This is a genomic window from Rothia sp. P100 (genome assembly GCF_023712425.1).
Taxonomy (GTDB): Bacteria; Actinomycetota; Actinomycetes; order Actinomycetales; family Micrococcaceae; genus Rothia; species Rothia endophytica.
In genome coordinates this window covers 744,779-761,665 of record NZ_JAMAYG010000001.1, presented here as the reverse complement: position 1 = coordinate 761,665, position 16,887 = coordinate 744,779, and the positions used below count along the sequence as shown (strand labels likewise).

The window sequence follows — 16,887 nt, the reverse complement described above, 5'->3', positions numbered from 1 at the left end:
CTATCACCCTTCGTTTAGTTTTTGCTGGTGCGCAAAAGGTAGCCTACGCCGCGCTTGGTATGAATCAGTGGGGGCAGGTCATGATCGTTATCAATCTTGCGGCGGAGGTAGGAGATGTAGGACTCCACAATCGAAGCGTCACCATTGAAGTCATATTCCCATACGTGATCAAGAATCTGAGCTTTAGAAAGGACCCTGTTGGGGTTAAGCATCAGGTAGCGCAGCAGCTTGAACTCGGTGGGGGAGAGGTCGATCTCGCGGTCACCGCGGAAAACTTCGTGGGCATCGTCATCGAGCACCAGGTCATCCACGCGCAAACGGGAATCTTCTTCAACATGGGGCTGCGTGCGGCGCAACACGGCGCGGATACGAGCCACCACTTCATCAAGGCTAAAGGGTTTGGTGACGTAGTCGTCACCACCTACGGTAAGACCGGTGACTTTGTCCTCGGTGTCGTCTTTAGCCGTCAGGAAAAGAACCGGGAAGAGCCGCCCTGAGCTGCGCAACTTACGGGTGACGGTGAAGCCGTCCATATCGGGCAACATGACGTCGAGTACGGCTAGGTCGGGGGCTTCAGTCTCGGCTTTATCGAGGGCTTCGCGGCCGTTCGTTGCGGTGACAACCTCGAAGCCTGCAAAGCGCAGGGAGGTAGCGAGGAGCTCAAGGATATTGGGCTCATCGTCAACAACAAGGAGTTTAGCTTCAGGTTCTTTAGTGTTCACCCTTCCATTGTGCCCCTCTTCTCTGGGTGTTAGCTGGGCGCTATCTGGTGCATCCCTGATGTGAGCTGCGGGAGTGAGTTGAGCCCATATTTCTCATAGCTAAGAGGCCCGGCGGCGTAAAACGGCGAGGAAGAGGACCGCCACGAGGCAAATAAAAGCGGCGGGGAGTAGGAGCATGGGTAGCACACTGAGAATCTGCGGGGCGCTGTTGTGGTCCCATTTCATAAGGAGCATGGTGACACCGCTGATGGTACCTACCACGGTGAACACCCCGGCTACGATGCTCAGGGTACGAATAAGGGAGCTGTAGGGTAGCTCGGAAATTTCAGATGACATAGCTCTAAGGTATCAAAACAGGGCAAGGGCGCAGGTGTGGGAGCAAAAATCTGTGCTAGCTCTCCTGCCGGGTAGGTAATCGGCGGCCAAAGCCTGTTTAATAGGGGTATGACTGAACAGGTAAAAGAAGAACTCTCCGCCCCCGGTGCCACCGCGCCAGTGACCGAGGTTTTAGATACCACGGCACCCGCCACCTCGGTGGAGCAGCGTAGCGAGCCTCGACTCGGTGAGCGCACGCGCCGCCGTCGTACCGCCAAAGTCGATACCATCTTGGCTGAAGCCAAGGACGTGGCGCTGGCAGCTCTTGCGGATATCGCACCTGAGAGCGCAATGGGGCCGGTGCATCACCTACGCGGTGAAGAAGAGCGCCTAACCACCCACCTGTTTGAGTGCACCCTGCCCGGTTATCGCGGCTGGTTCTGGTTTGCTACTCTCTCTCGCGCGCCCCGTTCTAAGGTGGCTACGGTATGCGAAATTGGCTTGCTGCCCGGTGACGACGCTCTGCTAGCTCCTGCGTGGGTGCCCTGGGCGGATCGCGTTTTGCCTGAAGATCACAAGAGCTCTGAGGATTACGATGGTGACGGCGAGGGCGCCGATGAGTTTGAGGGTGGAGAGCATGAACAAACTCAGGAAGCTTGACGCTTAAGGCAGGGTGGCCTCTGGTGCAGTACTGCACATCGTTCTAGGATGGATAGAAGATGAACTAGAGCTGAATGAGCTACGCAACCTGAAAGAGAACACGTTACGTGAGAGTAGAACGCGGCGGCCCGCGCGCCGTCACCGGTAAACCCAGGACCTTTCGGTCACTGTGGATCCTAAATTATCGCATCTGGTTTATCGGTGCTCTGGTTTCAAATATTGGCACCTGGATGCAGCGCACCGCCCAGGACTGGTTGGTTTTCAATGATCTTTCTGATCACGATTCCACCCAAATGGGTATCGTCATTGCTCTGCAGTTCGCCCCGCCCCTCTTTCTTGCCCCTTACGCAGGTGTGCTGGCCGACCGAGGGGACCGGCGCAAAATTCTTCTCTGGACGCAGAGCATCATGGCCCTGCTGGCTGTGGGGCTCGGTGCCCTGGTGCTTTCTGGGTACGTAGAAATCTGGCACGTTTACCTCTTTGCCTTGGCTCTGGGTGTGGTGGGTGCCCTTGATTCGCCGGTACGCTCCACTTTTGTTTCTGAGCTAGTCTCTGATCGCGATCTGCCCAACGCGGTGGCGCTGAACTCTATGTCCTTTAACACCGCCCGCATGATAGGCCCAGCAGTGGCTGGCCTACTGGTGGTTCTGGTGGGCACCGGCCCGGTCTTCCTACTCAACACTCTCACCTTTGTCGCTATGATTGCAGCTATCTGCACTATTCGCGAGAAGGAGCTACGCCAGCTGCCCCGCTCGTCCAAAGCCAATAGCCGTATGCGCGATGGGCTGAGTTACCTCAAACAGCGGCCAGATATCATGATCGTGATGGTCTCTGCCTTCCTTATCGGCACCTTCGGGCTGAACACCGCGCTCAATATTGCTGCTATGGCCACCACCGAATTTGGGCAGGGAGCCGGGGAATTCGGCGTCCTGAACTCAGTGGTCGCGATCGGCTCAGTCGCAGGTACCCTGCTGGCAGCCCGGCGGGACGTCCCGCGCATGCGCTTCATGTTCGCCTCCTGCTTCGGTTTCGGCATCACCACTGCGCTCGCCGCCCTAGCACCCAATATCTGGTTCTTTGCACTTGCTCTGGTTCCTCTGGGGCTCATGGCGCTGACCATTATCACCTCGGCTAATGCCTATGTGCAGGTCACGACAGAGCCCGAGATGCGAGGCCGTGTTATGAGCATTTATATGGCCGTTTTCATCGGTGGTACGCCTATTGGCTCGCCTCTGGTGGGCATGGTCAACGATGTCTTCGGCGCCCGTTGGGGGTTGGGTGTGGCCTCTGCTGCAGGTTTTGCTGCCACACTGCTGGGGCTCATTTGGATTATGAAGTACAAGCACCTGCACGTTGCCTATGACCGCGATTCACGCACCCGGCTGGTGCTCCGCCCTCGCCAGCCTGAGCCCGAAGAGCTAGAGGCTGTGGATGAAGCTCCGCCGGTTACCGCTGCTATCGAGATCCAGCAGCCTCGCTAGGGCCCTCTCCAATCTATACATCTAGAAAGGGCGCCTCACCGAACTTAAAAGTTCGGTGAGGCGCCCTTTCTAGATGTTGGCTGTTGAGTGTTACATATTTTCAACGATGTAGTCGATGCAGCCCAGCAGAGCGGTGACATCTTCGGGGTCAATGGCGGTGAAGGTGGCGATTCGCAGCTGGTTACGGCCCAGCTTGCGGTAGGGCTCGGTGTCCACTATGCCGTTGGCGCGCAGTGCCTTGGCGACGGCTGCGGCGTCCACTGAGTCAGCAAAGTCGATAGTAGCAATAACATTGGAGCGCTCATCGGCGTTAGCCACAAAGGGGGTGGCGTAGTCGGAGGCCTCAGCCCAGCTGTAGATACGGCCTGCTGAGTCAGCGGTACGGGCAGCGGCAAAGTCAAGGCCGCCCTGCTCGTTCATCCATTTGATTTGCTCGTTGAGCATAATCATAGTGGCTAAAGCCGGGGTGTTGTAGGTCTGGTTGAGGCGGGAATTATCAATCGCTGTGACCAGGTTGAGGGAGTCAGGCACCCAGCGGTCCGAAGCTGCGATGCGCTGGGCACGTTCGATAGCGGCCGGCGACCAGAGGCCCAGCCAGAGCCCGCCATCCGAGGCAAAATTCTTCTGCGGTGAGAAGTAGTAGACATCAGATTCGGTAACATTCACCTCTAGGCCGCCGGCGGCACTAGTGGCGTCAATCAGCACCAGGGCATCATCGGCAATGCCAGTAGGGCGCGTAACGGGGGCAAAGACACCGGTGGAGGTTTCATTGTGAGGCCAGGCGTAGACATCTACGCCGTCCTCGGCGGACGCTACCGGGCGGGTGCCGGGTTCAGAGGAGATGACAGTCGATGTCTCGAGGAAGGGAGCAGCCTTGGTGGCTGAAGCGAACTTGGAGCCGAATTCACCGAAGGTGAGGTGCTGTGCCTTTTTCTCTACTAACCCGAAGGTAGCGGCGTCCCAGAAGGAGGTTGCTCCGCCGTTGCCGAGAATGACCTCGTAACCCTCGGGGGCGCTGTAGAACTGAGCTAGCCCCTCACGAATCTCACCCACCAGGTTCTTGACCGGCGCCTGACGGTGAGAAGTGCCCATAAGGTGGGTGGCAGCGTCCATGACTGCCTGCACCTGCTGCGGGCGCACCTTGGAGGGCCCAGCGCCAAACCTGCCGTCAGCGGGCAGAAGGTCGGTGGGGATGGTGAGGAAATCGGTCACAATAACTCCTAGTATCAGGCAGGCTCAGCAAGCGGCGGGCGTGTAAGGGATGAGGGAATGCCGCTAGCGCCCACAGTGTCTATTGTGGCAGGTAGACCGGCTCTAGGGGTGCTACTGAGGCTCGGTTGCCGATACATGACACTAAGCAGGTTACATAGTGAGACAGTTTCGTTGGCGGGCCAAAAAGCTGACGGAAGCAAAATTTCAGCTCCTAAAGAGCTGAACGCCTTTTTAAGCGGAAAAAGAATAGAATGAGAGCAGAATTAAAGAAAGTACCTAACGGTCGTAGCTAGGCCCCCAGCAGAGAAGAGACGCGAGAAGTCAATGACAGACTTGATTGATACTACTGAAATGTACCTTCGTACCGTACTTGAGCTCGAAGAAGAGGGTATCACTCCTATGCGAGCTCGTATCGCCGAGCGTCTGGATCATTCTGGTCCCACCGTTTCGCAGACTGTGGCCCGCATGGAGCGCCACGGCTTGCTCACCGTTGAAGTAGACCGCTCCCTCCGCCTCACCTACGACGGGCGCCAGAAGGCGGTTGAGGTGATGCGCAAGCACCGCCTGGCTGAGCGCCTGCTCTCCGACATCATCGGTCTTGATCTCGAATACATCCATGAAGAAGCTTGCCGCTGGGAGCACGTGATGAGCGAGCGGGTCGAGCGCCGCTTGTTAGAACTGCTCAACAACCCCAAGTTCTCCCCGTATGGCAATGCCATTCCCGGTCTGGAGCAGTTGGGAGCTGAAAGCGACCAGAATGATGGACGCACCGTAACCATGTCCATCGCGGGCAAGGACTCTAGTGAGGACGACAGATTCACCATCTCTCGACTGCCCGAGTTCTTACAGACCGATATCGACCTATTGAAGATGCTGGGGGACGCTGGCATCATCTACGGGGCAACCGTGTCAATTCTGGGCAACCGCGACGGCTCAGTGGTGGTACACGCTGACGGGGAGGAACAGGCACTTACTCTCAACGCCGAGGTGGCTGAGTCGATTGTCGTGAAGCGATAACAAACTGATCACACTGCAAGGGCACCGGTCATCGCCGGTGCCCTTCTTTGTTACCTCTTCGTTATCAGTACACCTCGCGCTGTGCCGCAAGGGGGTCAAGTGACAGGCTTCTCAGCACGTGCGTTAAGCTGGGTGATAGCGCGTAAGGTCAGGGAAGGTGCCCTTTTAAGTGGTGCAGCAAACCAATAAACCCTCTTGTCAGAGGCATTTTTTTAAACTCTCGCAATGTTTGCTGGGAGCCTGCTTGGCATCTCCCAAAAGATAACCCTGCTTACTTAAAAGCCACGCCCACCCATTTTTCGTGACCAAAACGTGACAATTGGAGTTGCGGTGTGTAATGTTCTATTCCGTGCCAACTACTGGTCGTACGGCACCCATCGACGCAGCATCCGCCTAGTCCTGCCACCGCGTCGGAGGAAATGCAAATAAATCATATGGCAGGAGCGGGGGACCCACCTTACCGGGCTCACTCAAAGAGAGAGTCCTTGGGGTTAAGTCACCTATAAGAAGTGACCGAGCGACCTTCATGCTCGAACCCGACAGCTTACCTCGTGAGGCAATGGAGAAAGAACATCATGACTAAGTCAAACATCGTACGTAACGCAGGTATCGTAGCAGCCTCAGGTGCCCTTCTGGCAGCTTCCGTTGCTCCTGCTAACGCTTTTGCTGCAGCTGAAGTTTCAGCTCCCTCCTACTCAGCTCCTTCACTGACTGACTACTCAGCAACCACCACCTCATGGGACTACTCAGCAACCACCTCATGGGACTACACCCAGAGCTCAGCCGTTGTTGAAACCACTTCAACCGTCAGCACCCAGTCAACCGACTCCGCAGAGCTCCCCGCTGACCTCTCTAGCGCTCGTGCAACCGTTCTCGCAGCAGCTCAGGACGGCATCGGCGGCGCTTACGTTTGGGGCGGCAAGGGCTACAAGGCTTGGGACTGCTCAGGCTTCGTTTCCTACGTCTTCGCTCAGGCCGGTATCTCACTGACCCCCTACACCTTCACCATGGCAACCGAACTGGTCCCCACCTCAAACCCCCAGCCCGGTGACATCGTCTTCACCAACGGTTACAACCACGTAGGCATCTACGTTGGTAACGGCCAGATGATCAGCGCGCTGAACCCCTCACAAGGCACCCAGCTGACCTCAGTCGATGGTGGCGGCATGATGCCCGTTGACGGTTACTACACCGTTGCAGGTCTCTAGACCTTACCTGTTTAGGGTTGTGCTAGCTCGCTAGTACTCCACGGGTGTTGCCTGGTCGGCTCGCAACGCTCAAGAACTAACCCGCAGACTTCCTCACCACACACAAGGTAGAGGCACCGCAAACTTTCGTTTGCAGATGCGCACCAGACGACCAGCTGGGGCGCATTTTTATACCCTCTAAGGAACCGTGGGCGATGTTTAGCTCAGCGGTGAAGTAGTTTATGGCGCTACGCGGACGCCGGTAGGATAGAGGGCATGGCACCACAGTTTGAATCACCCACCAGCTCATCAGATCAAGAGTTCACCTACATGGCGGTTGGCATGGTTGCCGGGGCGGTTCCCGGCATTATTGCCGGGCTACTGGTGGCGCTTTTTGTGGGTCACGCGGCTATGTGGGTTTCTATCACTGGCGGTATCGGCATCATTCTGGGTCTTGTTGTCTCTCGGGTGCTTTACTCTCGCCGGAAAGCTCGCAAGGGCGTCCAGAGTAAGTAAGCTCTTTCAGCTCTGCCGCTATATTCTCCCGTGCTCTCGCCTCCCAGGAACTACGTCCTAGCCGGGTTGTAAAAATGCTGGGACGTTCTAGTAGCTCTTGCAAGACCTGTGCGCGGCCCTGCCTGAAGTCATCATCACTCACGCGTGAATATTCCTGCCGCACGCCTGTAGTGTAACGCCGGTAACGAGCGGTCTTTGCTGCCAGAATCGCAAGGTCTGCATCAAAGAAAATCTTCCAGTGCTCCTGACTGATACCTGCCCTCTGCAAGACCTCCTGAGCCTGCGGGGGCTGGTGCGCCGCAGTTGCTTCAATGAGGCAGGCTACTGCTTCTATCTCTCCTTCGCCTGCTACGCGGTGGCGGGCTAGTTGGTGGCGTGCGTAGGTCGCCGATGCCTCTTCGTCTGCCCCCGGTTTCCCTTCATAGATCACATCGTGCAGCCATATCGCCAGAAGGGCGGCGCGGGGTAGCTTATCGTTGCCTGCCAGGTAAGTTGCATGACCCAGCATTTCTAACAGGTGAGCGCTGTTATGGTAGGCCCGGTGGGGCTCTTGCCAACGGTCTAGTATGTCTTCGCCCAGCTGTTCAGCACCCGGTGCAAGTGTTCCCCAGCGAACCAGTAGCCCCTTTCTAATTTTTTCGGGGCGTTCCTTGAGTGGCACTCTCAGGCCACTGGCGTGCAATCTACGAGTTAGCTCGCTGCCGCTGACCGGTTGCGCACCAGCGTCGATGAGTTGCGGGCAAAGGTGGGCTGGCACATCGTAGTGGTCCCGGTCGAAGGTGCGTTCGCTGATTCCCTGAGCGCGGGCAAAGGAATGGAGTTCCTGCAGACTACTATCAGAAATAAGGTGGGAGAAAACAGTGCCGTGGGCTGGCCAGCGGGCAGGGTCAATGAGAAGGGCCATGGTTTTAGTGTAAACTTGGGGAGGTTCTGGCACTAAAAGTTCTAGAGCTAACCTTCAAATACTTGCCCTCGTAGCTCAGGGGATAGAGCACCGCTCTCCTAAAGCGGGTGTCGTACGTTCGAATCGTATCGGGGGCACATAAGAGAAGGCCCGGTGGTCGCTAGCACGACTACCGGGTCTTTTTGTAATCTCCATATTTCAAGTGGACTATGGGTGGTTACTGACCGGGTAGTTCCCCGCGGGAGAAAGCGTCCACCTTGCTGCGCACCAGCCGCACCGCCATGATAGCTAGCTGGGCTAAGCATAGAACCAATAGCACCCAGCGCGCCGCCACCAACACGGCGGCAAGCCCTGCTGTGCCGCCTAAGGGGTCAGCTAGGGCCGTGTCTATAGCGAAACCACCGGCAATGAAGACTACAGCGTAAGCCACTGGAAGGGTGAGCATGAGCCTGCCTACCAGCAGTTCAAACTGTGATGCCCGCACCATATTCCACCAGGTAAACGCAAAAATCAGAGGAAAGATGAGGCCGGTGGAACGGTGTAGAACCTGGTACTCTCGCAGGCCATCAGCTCCCAGGCCGGTGGCAACGCGCTGAAGATGATCAGTGCTAAACCACGTCATAAGTTCAGGGGCGGTGGCGCCTGCCACGTTGCTCACCCCTGGCAATAACATCAGATGATAGTAGAGACCAAAGAGCAGGGTAATTACAAAAGCGACCCCCAAAAAGATGTAGGAGCTACCGGCCTCTGGAGTCGCAACAAGTTCACCGCGTGAATAATCGCTGATGACGCGCAGACCCGGCTGCGCCTGAGCTTCCTGGTGGGGTGCGGGGGCTATCTGTGCTGCTGCTTGCTCGCCGTAGAGGCGTTTCTTCTGACCTTTTGAGAGACCCATAGACTCCATTATGGTGCATGCCGCCCTTACCTCTGAGCAGAATGAGCTAACCTTAGAAAGTTTGTTCGCATAAAATGAGTGGTTGACGGTTTATTCGAGGAGGCACCATGTTTAACGATGATTTTATGCCTAAGCTACCTAAGAAAACAGGTTCAGGGCAGGACGCCGGGCAACAGGAACCTCCTTTTGACCCTTTCTTTGATGACTTCCCAGACCACCCGGCTCATGAGGAACCGGCTTACGAGCCGAACCAGGAATCAGCGCTGAACGGGCAGGTGCCTGTTGACCCTGCCGAATTAGACTTTTTGCCGCCCTCCTATCAGATGGGTGGCTTTATGCCTGACTATGCCCAGCCTGAACCCGATCGTACTGACCCGTCTGCCCTGGTTCAGGGGCTCAATGAGAACCAGGCAGAAGCTGTAGCGCATGCCGGGAGCCCCCTGCTGATTGTCGCCGGCGCTGGCTCGGGTAAAACCCGGGTGCTCACTCACCGTATTGCCTACCTGCTCGCAACAGGCCGAGCCCTCCAGGGTCAGATTCTTGCTATCACCTTCACCAATAAGGCGGCTGCTGAGATGCGCGAACGCATCACCGCCCTGGTGGGGCCACGAGCTCAAAGCATGTGGATTTCAACCTTCCACAGCTTCTGTGTGCGCGTGCTTCGCCGCGAAGCTAAAGTGCTGGGACTTAAATCGACCTTCTCAATTTACGACTCTGCTGATTCTCAGCGTCTGCTGACCCTCATCATCAAGCAGATGAACCTTGACACCAAGAAATTCACCGCTAAGGCGGTGGGCAACCGTATCTCCAACCTCAAAAATGAACTGGTAGATGCCAAAACCTTCGTAGCAGAAACCAGTGCCACCGACCCCTGGGAAGGCACTATCTCCACAATCTACACGGCCTACACCGAGCGTCTGCGGGCAGCCAACTCCCTAGACTTCGATGATCTCATCTTTGAAACCGTCAACCTGTTGCGCCAGCACCCCCAGGTGGCTGACTACTATCGCCGCCGTTTCCGCCACATCCTGGTCGACGAATACCAGGACACCAACCACGCCCAGTACGCTCTGGTGCGTGCCCTGGTAGGTGGGTCCTCTGCCCCACAGGCAGAGCAGGGCCCCTACCCGGACGCCTACCCACCGGCTGAACTGACCGTGGTGGGCGACTCCGACCAGTCCATCTATGCTTTCCGCGGCGCTGATATTCGCAATATCACCGACTTCGAAGAGGACTACCCGGCTGCCCGCACTATCCTACTGGAGCAAAACTACCGTTCCACCCAGAACATCCTCTCAGCAGCTAACGCCGTAATTGAACGCAACAGGGGGCGCCGCCCTAAGAAGCTGTGGACAGCGAGCGGTGACGGCGCCAAAATTACCGGTTACGTGGCTGAGTCTGAACATGCCGAAGCTCGCTACATTGCTCAAGAAATTGACCGCCTGCGCGATGACCATGACATCGCGCCCGGCGACGTCGCCGTCTTCTACCGCACCAACGCCCAGTCGCGCACCCTGGAAGAAATGCTCATGCGCGTGGGCTTGCCCTACCGCGTGGTCGGCGGCACCCGCTTCTATGAACGCAAGGAAATCAAGGACGCCCTGGCTTACCTGCGTGTGCTGGTCAACCCGGATGATGACATCAACGTCCGCCGTATTCTCAACGAACCCAAGCGCGGTATTGGCGCTAAGTCTGAGAGCGTAGTCGCTGATTTTGCGCGCATTGAACGTATCTCCTTCATGGCAGCCCTGCGCCGCGCTGCCGATGCTCCTGGCTTGGGGGCCGCGGCCGTCAAAAAGATGGCAGAGTTCGCCCGTCTCATTGATGACCTCGCCCAAATTGCAGCCACCGAACCGGCAGCCACCTGCCTTGAGGCAGTCCTGGAACAGACCGGCTACCTGGCAGCCCTGCGCGAATCAAAGGACATCCAGGACGAATCGCGTGTAGAGAACCTCTCAGAGCTGGTAGATGCCGTACGTGAGTTCGAAATCGACCACCCCGGTGCCACCTTAGAAGAGTTCCTAGAACACGTTGCTCTGGTGGCTGATGCCGACCAGATCCCCAACAAACCCAAGCATGATCAGGAGGGCGGCCCGTCCGCAGCTCAAATCGCTGCTGAAGTGGCTGAAGCGCGCTCGCAGGGAGTGGTGACCCTCATGACTCTGCACACCGCCAAGGGGTTGGAATTCCCGGTGGTTTTCTTGACCGGTATGGAACACGGCCTCTTCCCGCACCAGCGTGCTCTCATCGATGAGGGCGAGATGAGCGAGGAACGCCGCCTTGCCTACGTTGGGCTCACTCGCGCTATGGAACGGCTCTACCTGACCCGCGCCGAGAACCGCTCCATGTGGGGCAAGGGGCAGTACAACCCGCCCTCCCCCTTCTTAGAAGAAATCCCCGAAGAACTCATCGATTGGAAACGTAAGGGTAATAGCTTTACCGGGGGGGTGGGTAGCTACGGCGGCTACGGCTCTTACGGGGGGTCTACCTACACCTCCCGCTTTGATGCACCGGGCTACCAAAGCCGCCCCGCCTCGTCCCCGTCTGTTGCTGAGATTAATGGGTCAGCTAGCTACGGCTACGCTGCGGCAACTAAAAATGTCTCCCGCGTGCAACAGAACAAGGAAATCCCTGCCCTTTCGGTAGGAGACCGGGTTGAGCACAAAACGTTCGGTGAAGGCAGGGTTCTAGCCGTGGAAGGGGCTGGCGATAAGACGGTGGCGAAGGTGCGCTTCGCTCAGGAAGAAAAACGACTTCTCCTGCGCTATGCACCCCTGACAAAAATTTCAGACTAAGATAAAACTGTCTTGCTCACAATGAGCTCTCAGTAGTTCTTGCATCTACAAAGGAATACCGCGAATGGACCATGACAGTACAGTCCCCTCAATTGCCGATGAATTTGTAGAAGCTATGGATGGGGTTACCGACACCCGCGTGCAGCTCCAGGAAATCTCGGATCTCTCGCTCTTCCGCATCGAAATCAGCCCTGATTCGGACGCTGCCCAGCGCATCCAAGCAGTCTTGGGGGTTAAGCTACCCCGCCAACGAGGGCAGGTTACTGGTGACTCTCAGGCACTGCAACTGCTGTACGGCACCCGCCAGGTGGTCGCCTGCATGTACGTCAAAGAGGGCGTTTTCCTGGTCGTCACCCGCGTGGACCCGGTCAAACTGGGGAGGGCTCTGAATGCTGCTCTCGGCAGGGACGAGGGGCTGATCTTAGATGTTTCAGTTAACAGAACCGTCATTAACCTCAGCGGCGTTGCAGCAGCCGACGTGATTGACGAGGTAGTGCACTTTGACTTCCCGCCGGACAACTTTGTTCCCGGTCGTGCTCTAAGCTGTTCAGTAGCTGAGGCCTGGGTGATGCTGTGGAGAATTGACGAGTTAGAATACCTGCTGGTGCCTCGCGTCTCTGATACTGCCCCCTTCCTTGTTACCCTCATTGACGCCTGTGAGTCGGTAAAGTAAGTCTCCTGCCTTCGTGGCGGGATGAGGCGTCATAAGTTGATATCTAGTTCGCACCGCTTTACAGGATGCGCTAAAGTGACTGTTGAGAAGCCGTAGTGTGCCCTAGCTCTCGCTCAGGCAGATGCTGTACCACTATGCTTCACACCCGTAAAAGCGGGGTAGCCCACGCGCTGCCCAGCATGACTTCGACGAAGAAGGAATACCTGTGGACCTGTTTGAATACCAGGCACGCGATCTCTTTGAGAAGCACGGCGTGCCCGTACTTCAAGGCATCGTAGCGACCACCCCCGAAGAAGCAAAAGCAGCAGCTGAAAAAATTGGCGGCGTCACCGTTGTCAAGGCCCAGGTTAAGGTGGGCGGCCGCGGTAAGGCTGGCGGCGTAAAGGTTGCCAAGACTGCCGATGAGGCGTACGAATATGCACAGCAGATTCTAGGCATGGACATCAAGGGTCACACCGTTCACCGTGTGATGATTGCCCAGGGTGCAGACATTGCCGAGGAATACTACTTCTCCCTGCTACTAGACCGCGCTAACCGTAGCTACCTTGCCATGTGCTCCGTAGAAGGCGGTATGGACATTGAAACCCTGGCTGTAGAGCGCCCCGATGCTCTGGCCAAGGTTGAGGTTAACCCCATCAACGGCATCGATGCTAAGAAGGCAGCAGAAATTGTTGAGGCAGCCGGCTTCGCTGAAGACATCCGCGAGGAAGTTGCAGCGGTTCTCATCAAGCTGGGTGAAGTCTACAAGAAGGAAGACGCAACCCTTGTTGAGGTCAACCCGCTGGTTAAGACCGGCGACGGCAAGATTCTCGCACTGGACGGCAAGGTCTCTCTGGACGACAACGCTGAGTTCCGTCACGCTGACCACGAAGCTCTGGTTGATAAGAGCGCAGAGAACCCCCTTGAAGCTAAGGCTAAGGAAAACGACCTCAACTACGTCAAGCTCGATGGCCAGGTAGGCATCATCGGTAACGGCGCTGGCCTGGTGATGTCCACCCTGGACGTCGTTGCCTACGCCGGTGAAAACCACGGCAACGTCAAGCCCGCTAACTTCCTGGATATCGGCGGCGGCGCCTCGGCTGAGGTGATGGCAGCTGGATTGGACATCATCCTCAACGATGAGCAGGTTAAGTCTGTATTCGTGAACGTCTTTGGCGGCATCACCTCTTGTGACGCTGTAGCTAACGGCATCGTCAAGGCACTAGAGATCCTGGGCGATAAGGCAACCAAGCCCCTGGTTGTACGTCTGGACGGCAACAACGTAGATGAGGGTCGCGCTATTCTGCGCGAGGCTGCTCACCCGCTGGTCCACCTGGCTGAGACCATGGACTCGGGTGCTGATAAGGCCGCCGAACTCGCTAACGCTTAAATTCTCCGCTTAGATTTTTTTAGAAGGTTTATAGATATGTCTATCTTTTTGAACAAGGACTCCAAGGTCATCGTTCAGGGCATCACCGGCGGCGAAGGCACCAAGCATACCGCTCGCATGCTCGCAGCTGGCACCCAGATTGTAGGCGGCGTCAACGCTCGCAAGGCCGGCACCACCGTCGCTCACAAAGATGCTAACGGGCAGGATGTTGAGCTCAACGTCTACGGCACCGTAGCTGAAGCGGTAGAGGAAACTGGCGCTGATGTCTCCATCGTCTTCGTGCCCCCGGCATTCACCAAAGACGCCGTGATCGAAGCGATTGACGCTGAGGTTCCCCTGGTCGTTGTGATCACCGAGGGCATTCCCGTGGGTGACACCGCCGAGTTCTGGGCCTACGCCAAGAGCAAGGTAGATGCTGACGGTAAGCCCATCACCCGTATCATCGGCCCCAACTGCCCCGGTATCATCACACCCGGTGAGTCACTGGTTGGTATTACACCCGCCAACATCACGGGCAAGGGCAAAATCGGCCTGGTGTCCAAGTCAGGTACCCTGACTTACCAGATGATGTTCGAACTGCGCGATATCGGCTTCACCACCGCTATCGGTATTGGTGGTGACCCCATCATCGGCACCACCCACATTGATGCTCTTGAAGCTTTCGAAGCTGACCCCGAGACCGAAGCTATCGTCATGATTGGTGAAATTGGTGGTGACGCTGAAGAGCGTGCTGCTGACTTCATTAAGGCAAACGTCACCAAGCCCGTTGTTGGCTACGTTGCTGGCTTCACCGCTCCTGAGGGCAAGACCATGGGCCACGCAGGCGCTATCGTCTCCGGCTCATCAGGTACAGCTCAGGCTAAGAAAGAAGCACTGGAAGCAGCTGGCGTGAAGGTTGGTAAGACCCCTTCAGAAGCTGCTGCTCTGATGCGCGAAATCTTCGCTAGCAAGTAAGCCCGAAATTCTTATTAGTAAGACGCCGGTGCTCACACTTTGTGTGAGCACCGGCGTCTTGCAATAACTCTGGTCTTTATCTCAAGAACAAAGCGCAGGGAGCCTAGGGCGTAGAACCGTAATTGTTATAGGTGGTGCCGCCAAAATATATGGGTCCGGTCGTACTGACGGTCATCTTATTATGATATTTTCATAATAACCTTGCGGTGGTGGATTGTCGGCGGTACAGTAGGGAGCAAAGGGCGGCCCAGTAGGGGGCTCCCGCCCGTCTCCCTCGTAGAAAGGTGTTGGGATGACTAAGCGCGCATCATTCACTGTTCCCGGTCTGACCGAAGAGTCTGGCCACCACGTTGCCGAGGCTTTGCAGCTTCGCCTGCATGCCCTCAATGATTTGCATTTGACCCTCAAGCACGCCCACTGGAATGTTGTGGGCCCCACCTTCATTAGTGTGCACGAAATGCTAGACCCCCAGGTTGATTTGGTGCGTGGCTTTGTCGATGAGCTTGCTGAGCGTATGGCAACCATGGGCGTCTCGCCCAATGGCCTGCCCGGAGACCTGGTAGCTAAGCGTACCTGGGAAGATTACAGCGTCGACCGCGCTGACGCCCAGGCTCACCTATCCGCCCTCGATGAAGTCTACAATGGTGTCATTGAAGACCATCGTGCAGCCATCGCTAAAGTGGGAGATGTTGACCCCATCACCGAAGACTTGCTGATTGGTCAGACCGCTGAGCTCGAAAAATTCCAGTGGTTCATCCGCTCACACCTCTATGACGGCCAGGGCAACGTGAAGTAAGTTCTTGGCTCACTACGCACGTAACATGGTAAAAAATCAGCCTCTTCCCGCGCGGGAAGAGGCTGATTTTTTATTCGGATGAGAGGTTTAGTCTTCGTCAACCAGCGCGCGAATCTTAGCCAGAGAGAGCTCCGAGTGCTCCATACGGGCGTGGCCAAGGTTCTTGGGTACAGAGAGGAGACCCGGCACCACAACTACCTTCATGCCTGCATCCACTGCACTCTGAGTCCCTGAATCTGAGTCCTCAATCGCTACGCAGTTAGCGGGGTCAACGCCCAAATTTTTGGCAGCCAGCAGGTAGGGCTCGGGGTTGGGCTTGGCCTGGGTGACGTGCTCATCGCTCACAATGGTAGAAAACAGTCCTTCAGGCCCTAAGTTTGCTGTGCGCTGGGCGACGGCGGTGGTGGCGTTGGTAACGATTCCGGCAGGTACACCAGCTGCCGCAACTTCGTCCAAGAGTTCGGGGATGCCTTCAAGCAGAGTAATGGTTGCTTCAGACAGCAAAACACCCATTTTCTCTTTAAGGCTTGCATAGAGTTCGTCTGCCGGAGCGTCAATGCCCAGGGCATGCATTCGTTCAAAAGTTACCGTGGCGGGGCGCCCCAGGCATGCCAGCGAATCTTCTTCGGTCCAGGTCTTACCGTAGTCTGCTGCAAGGGCCGCTTTGGCCTCAGCCCACAGGGGCTCGGTATCAACTAGGGTTCCGTCATGGTCAAAGAAAATCGCTTCAAGTCTGCTCATACCTTCAACCCTACCGGTCGGGGAGCGGACGCGTGCATAAAATGGGGGAGTGAGCTTACCGCAAAATTTTTCTGAAAATGACACTGTAACCCCTGGCAGCTCTACTCTACGCCGGCAAGGGTGTGCGTTGACCCGGATTAGTCTCTACCTGATGGGCCCCCTGGGGGTGCTGGCTGCTCTATGGATTACCGCAGGTAGATCACTTTTTGGTGCAGGTGGGTCTTTGGTGCCAGTCTTTGCTATCAGCTTCGGCCCAGCCTTAGCTGTTCTTTATCTGCTGGCTACCTACTATGCCTGGCAGGAGGTAAAGCTGCAGCGAGCAGGGGTATCCGCAGGTCTGCCGCTGGTCACCGCCCTGGTGCAGGTAGTTGGCTGGCTACTTGCCGCTGTCTTTGGGTTACTCGTGCCTGACCGTGTCGATGGTGTGACGGTCTCAGCCGCCTCCGCTCTTTTGGGGCACGATCTCGTGGGTCTTTCAGCGGGGTTCGGTAATACCGCCGGCATCCTGACTTTTGCTTTCGCCATAGCTGTGCTGTTGCTGACCCTTGCCAGCCGGCGCAAGGCTAAAGAAGCTGCCCGCGGCATCGATGATGATGTGCGCGAGCAACTGGAGCGCCAAGAGTCGATGTACGACTTCCTGGATTAAGGGC

The 16,887-nt window shown here is 56.7% G+C and carries 17 protein-coding genes, 1 tRNA gene and 1 riboswitch; of the genes, 12 read left to right on the top strand and 6 right to left on the bottom strand.

Features of this window, described 5'->3' with window-relative positions; genetic code table 11:
* Positions 1-14: 14 nt before the first annotated feature.
* Both M3668_RS03485 and M3668_RS03480 read right to left on the bottom strand, forming a co-directional pair.
* On the bottom strand, positions 15-722 hold the full coding sequence (locus M3668_RS03485; protein ID WP_237202798.1) for a response regulator transcription factor: 708 nt from the start codon (positions 720-722) through the stop codon (positions 15-17).
* Positions 723-821: 99 nt separating this feature from the next.
* A complete protein-coding gene (locus tag M3668_RS03480; RefSeq protein WP_251379402.1) occupies positions 822-1,058 on the bottom strand; it encodes a hypothetical protein in 237 nt (78 codons plus the stop codon).
* A gap of 108 nt (positions 1,059-1,166) precedes the next feature.
* On the opposite strand from M3668_RS03480, the gene M3668_RS03475 reads away from it, so the two are divergent.
* Positions 1,167-1,697 (top strand): DUF3027 domain-containing protein, encoded by a 531-nt coding sequence (locus M3668_RS03475; protein WP_251379401.1) that lies wholly within the window; start codon positions 1,167-1,169, stop codon positions 1,695-1,697.
* A 107-nt stretch (positions 1,698-1,804) separates the two neighbouring features.
* A complete protein-coding gene (locus M3668_RS03470) occupies positions 1,805-3,178 on the top strand; it encodes an MFS transporter (RefSeq protein ID WP_251379400.1) in 1,374 nt (457 codons plus the stop codon).
* A 90-nt stretch (positions 3,179-3,268) separates the two neighbouring features.
* On the opposite strand, the gene serC is transcribed toward M3668_RS03470, so the two are convergent.
* A complete protein-coding gene (serC, locus tag M3668_RS03465) occupies positions 3,269-4,390 on the bottom strand; it encodes a phosphoserine transaminase (protein ID WP_251379399.1) in 1,122 nt (373 codons plus the stop codon).
* A 324-nt stretch (positions 4,391-4,714) separates the two neighbouring features.
* Between serC and M3668_RS03460 the strand changes: the two genes are divergently transcribed.
* The 3 genes from M3668_RS03460 (at position 4,715) to M3668_RS03450 (ending at position 7,110) form a co-directional block, all read left to right on the top strand.
* Positions 4,715-5,407 (top strand): metal-dependent transcriptional regulator, encoded by a 693-nt coding sequence (locus M3668_RS03460; protein WP_251379398.1) that lies wholly within the window; start codon positions 4,715-4,717, stop codon positions 5,405-5,407.
* Positions 5,408-5,817: 410 nt separating this feature from the next.
* Positions 5,818-5,981: riboswitch (cyclic di-AMP (ydaO/yuaA leader) on the top strand.
* Between the two features lies 1 nt (position 5,982).
* Positions 5,983-6,615 carry a C40 family peptidase gene (locus M3668_RS03455; RefSeq protein WP_251379397.1) on the top strand — a complete coding sequence of 211 codons (633 nt, stop codon included), beginning with the start codon at positions 5,983-5,985 and terminating at the stop codon, positions 6,613-6,615.
* Between the two features lie 255 nt (positions 6,616-6,870).
* A complete protein-coding gene (locus M3668_RS03450) occupies positions 6,871-7,110 on the top strand; it encodes a hypothetical protein (RefSeq protein WP_237202791.1) in 240 nt (79 codons plus the stop codon).
* On the opposite strand, the gene M3668_RS03445 is transcribed toward M3668_RS03450, so the two are convergent.
* Positions 7,037-8,014, bottom strand: a complete 978-nt coding sequence (locus tag M3668_RS03445; protein WP_251379396.1) for a DUF4031 domain-containing protein — start codon at positions 8,012-8,014, stop codon at positions 7,037-7,039. The two genes, M3668_RS03450 and M3668_RS03445, sit on opposite strands and share 74 nt — an antisense overlap.
* 64 nt (positions 8,015-8,078) lie before the next feature.
* On the opposite strand from M3668_RS03445, the gene M3668_RS03440 reads away from it, so the two are divergent.
* A tRNA-Arg gene (locus M3668_RS03440) sits at positions 8,079-8,151 on the top strand.
* 80 nt (positions 8,152-8,231) lie between these two features.
* Here M3668_RS03440 and M3668_RS03435 read toward each other — a convergent pair.
* The gene (locus M3668_RS03435; RefSeq protein ID WP_251379395.1) at positions 8,232-8,909 is read right to left on the bottom strand and encodes a hypothetical protein; all 678 of its coding nucleotides are present in this window, start codon (positions 8,907-8,909) and stop codon (positions 8,232-8,234) included.
* A gap of 107 nt (positions 8,910-9,016) precedes the next feature.
* On the opposite strand from M3668_RS03435, the gene pcrA reads away from it, so the two are divergent.
* The 5 genes from pcrA (at position 9,017) to M3668_RS03410 (ending at position 15,496) form a co-directional block, all read left to right on the top strand.
* Positions 9,017-11,704 carry a DNA helicase PcrA gene (gene pcrA, locus M3668_RS03430; RefSeq protein WP_502948948.1) on the top strand — a complete coding sequence of 896 codons (2,688 nt, stop codon included), beginning with the start codon at positions 9,017-9,019 and terminating at the stop codon, positions 11,702-11,704.
* Between the two features lie 64 nt (positions 11,705-11,768).
* Positions 11,769-12,377 (top strand): sarcosine oxidase subunit gamma family protein, encoded by a 609-nt coding sequence (locus M3668_RS03425; RefSeq protein ID WP_251379394.1) that lies wholly within the window; start codon positions 11,769-11,771, stop codon positions 12,375-12,377.
* 205 nt (positions 12,378-12,582) lie between these two features.
* Positions 12,583-13,746, top strand: a complete 1,164-nt coding sequence (gene sucC, locus M3668_RS03420; RefSeq protein WP_251379393.1) for an ADP-forming succinate--CoA ligase subunit beta — start codon at positions 12,583-12,585, stop codon at positions 13,744-13,746.
* Positions 13,747-13,782: 36 nt separating this feature from the next.
* Positions 13,783-14,700, top strand: a complete 918-nt coding sequence (gene sucD, locus M3668_RS03415; protein ID WP_251379392.1) for a succinate--CoA ligase subunit alpha — start codon at positions 13,783-13,785, stop codon at positions 14,698-14,700.
* Between the two features lie 292 nt (positions 14,701-14,992).
* Positions 14,993-15,496 carry a Dps family protein gene (locus tag M3668_RS03410; RefSeq protein WP_251379391.1) on the top strand — a complete coding sequence of 168 codons (504 nt, stop codon included), beginning with the start codon at positions 14,993-14,995 and terminating at the stop codon, positions 15,494-15,496.
* Positions 15,497-15,583: 87 nt separating this feature from the next.
* Here the strand turns inward: M3668_RS03410 and M3668_RS03405 are convergent, their stop codons facing one another.
* Positions 15,584-16,237 carry an HAD family hydrolase gene (locus tag M3668_RS03405; protein WP_251379390.1) on the bottom strand — a complete coding sequence of 218 codons (654 nt, stop codon included), beginning with the start codon at positions 16,235-16,237 and terminating at the stop codon, positions 15,584-15,586.
* A gap of 127 nt (positions 16,238-16,364) precedes the next feature.
* Between M3668_RS03405 and M3668_RS03400 the strand changes: the two genes are divergently transcribed.
* Positions 16,365-16,883 (top strand): hypothetical protein, encoded by a 519-nt coding sequence (locus M3668_RS03400; RefSeq protein ID WP_251379389.1) that lies wholly within the window; start codon positions 16,365-16,367, stop codon positions 16,881-16,883.
* Positions 16,884-16,887 lie beyond the last annotated feature (4 nt).

Coding starts and splice junctions, on each gene's coding strand:
- M3668_RS03480 (WP_251379402.1), bottom strand. CDS start 1,058: ATGTCATCTGAAATTTCCGAGCTACCCTACAGCTCCCTTATTCGTACC.
- M3668_RS03475 (WP_251379401.1), top strand. CDS start 1,167: ATGACTGAACAGGTAAAAGAAGAACTCTCCGCCCCCGGTGCCACCGCG.
- M3668_RS03460 (WP_251379398.1), top strand. CDS start 4,715: ATGACAGACTTGATTGATACTACTGAAATGTACCTTCGTACCGTACTT.
- M3668_RS03455 (WP_251379397.1), top strand. CDS start 5,983: ATGACTAAGTCAAACATCGTACGTAACGCAGGTATCGTAGCAGCCTCA.
- M3668_RS03450 (WP_237202791.1), top strand. CDS start 6,871: ATGGCACCACAGTTTGAATCACCCACCAGCTCATCAGATCAAGAGTTC.
- M3668_RS03445 (WP_251379396.1), bottom strand. CDS start 8,014: ATGGCCCTTCTCATTGACCCTGCCCGCTGGCCAGCCCACGGCACTGTT.
- M3668_RS03435 (WP_251379395.1), bottom strand. CDS start 8,909: ATGGGTCTCTCAAAAGGTCAGAAGAAACGCCTCTACGGCGAGCAAGCA.
- pcrA (WP_502948948.1), top strand. CDS start 9,017: ATGTTTAACGATGATTTTATGCCTAAGCTACCTAAGAAAACAGGTTCA.
- M3668_RS03425 (WP_251379394.1), top strand. CDS start 11,769: ATGGACCATGACAGTACAGTCCCCTCAATTGCCGATGAATTTGTAGAA.
- sucD (WP_251379392.1), top strand. CDS start 13,783: ATGTCTATCTTTTTGAACAAGGACTCCAAGGTCATCGTTCAGGGCATC.
- M3668_RS03410 (WP_251379391.1), top strand. CDS start 14,993: ATGACTAAGCGCGCATCATTCACTGTTCCCGGTCTGACCGAAGAGTCT.
- M3668_RS03405 (WP_251379390.1), bottom strand. CDS start 16,237: ATGAGCAGACTTGAAGCGATTTTCTTTGACCATGACGGAACCCTAGTT.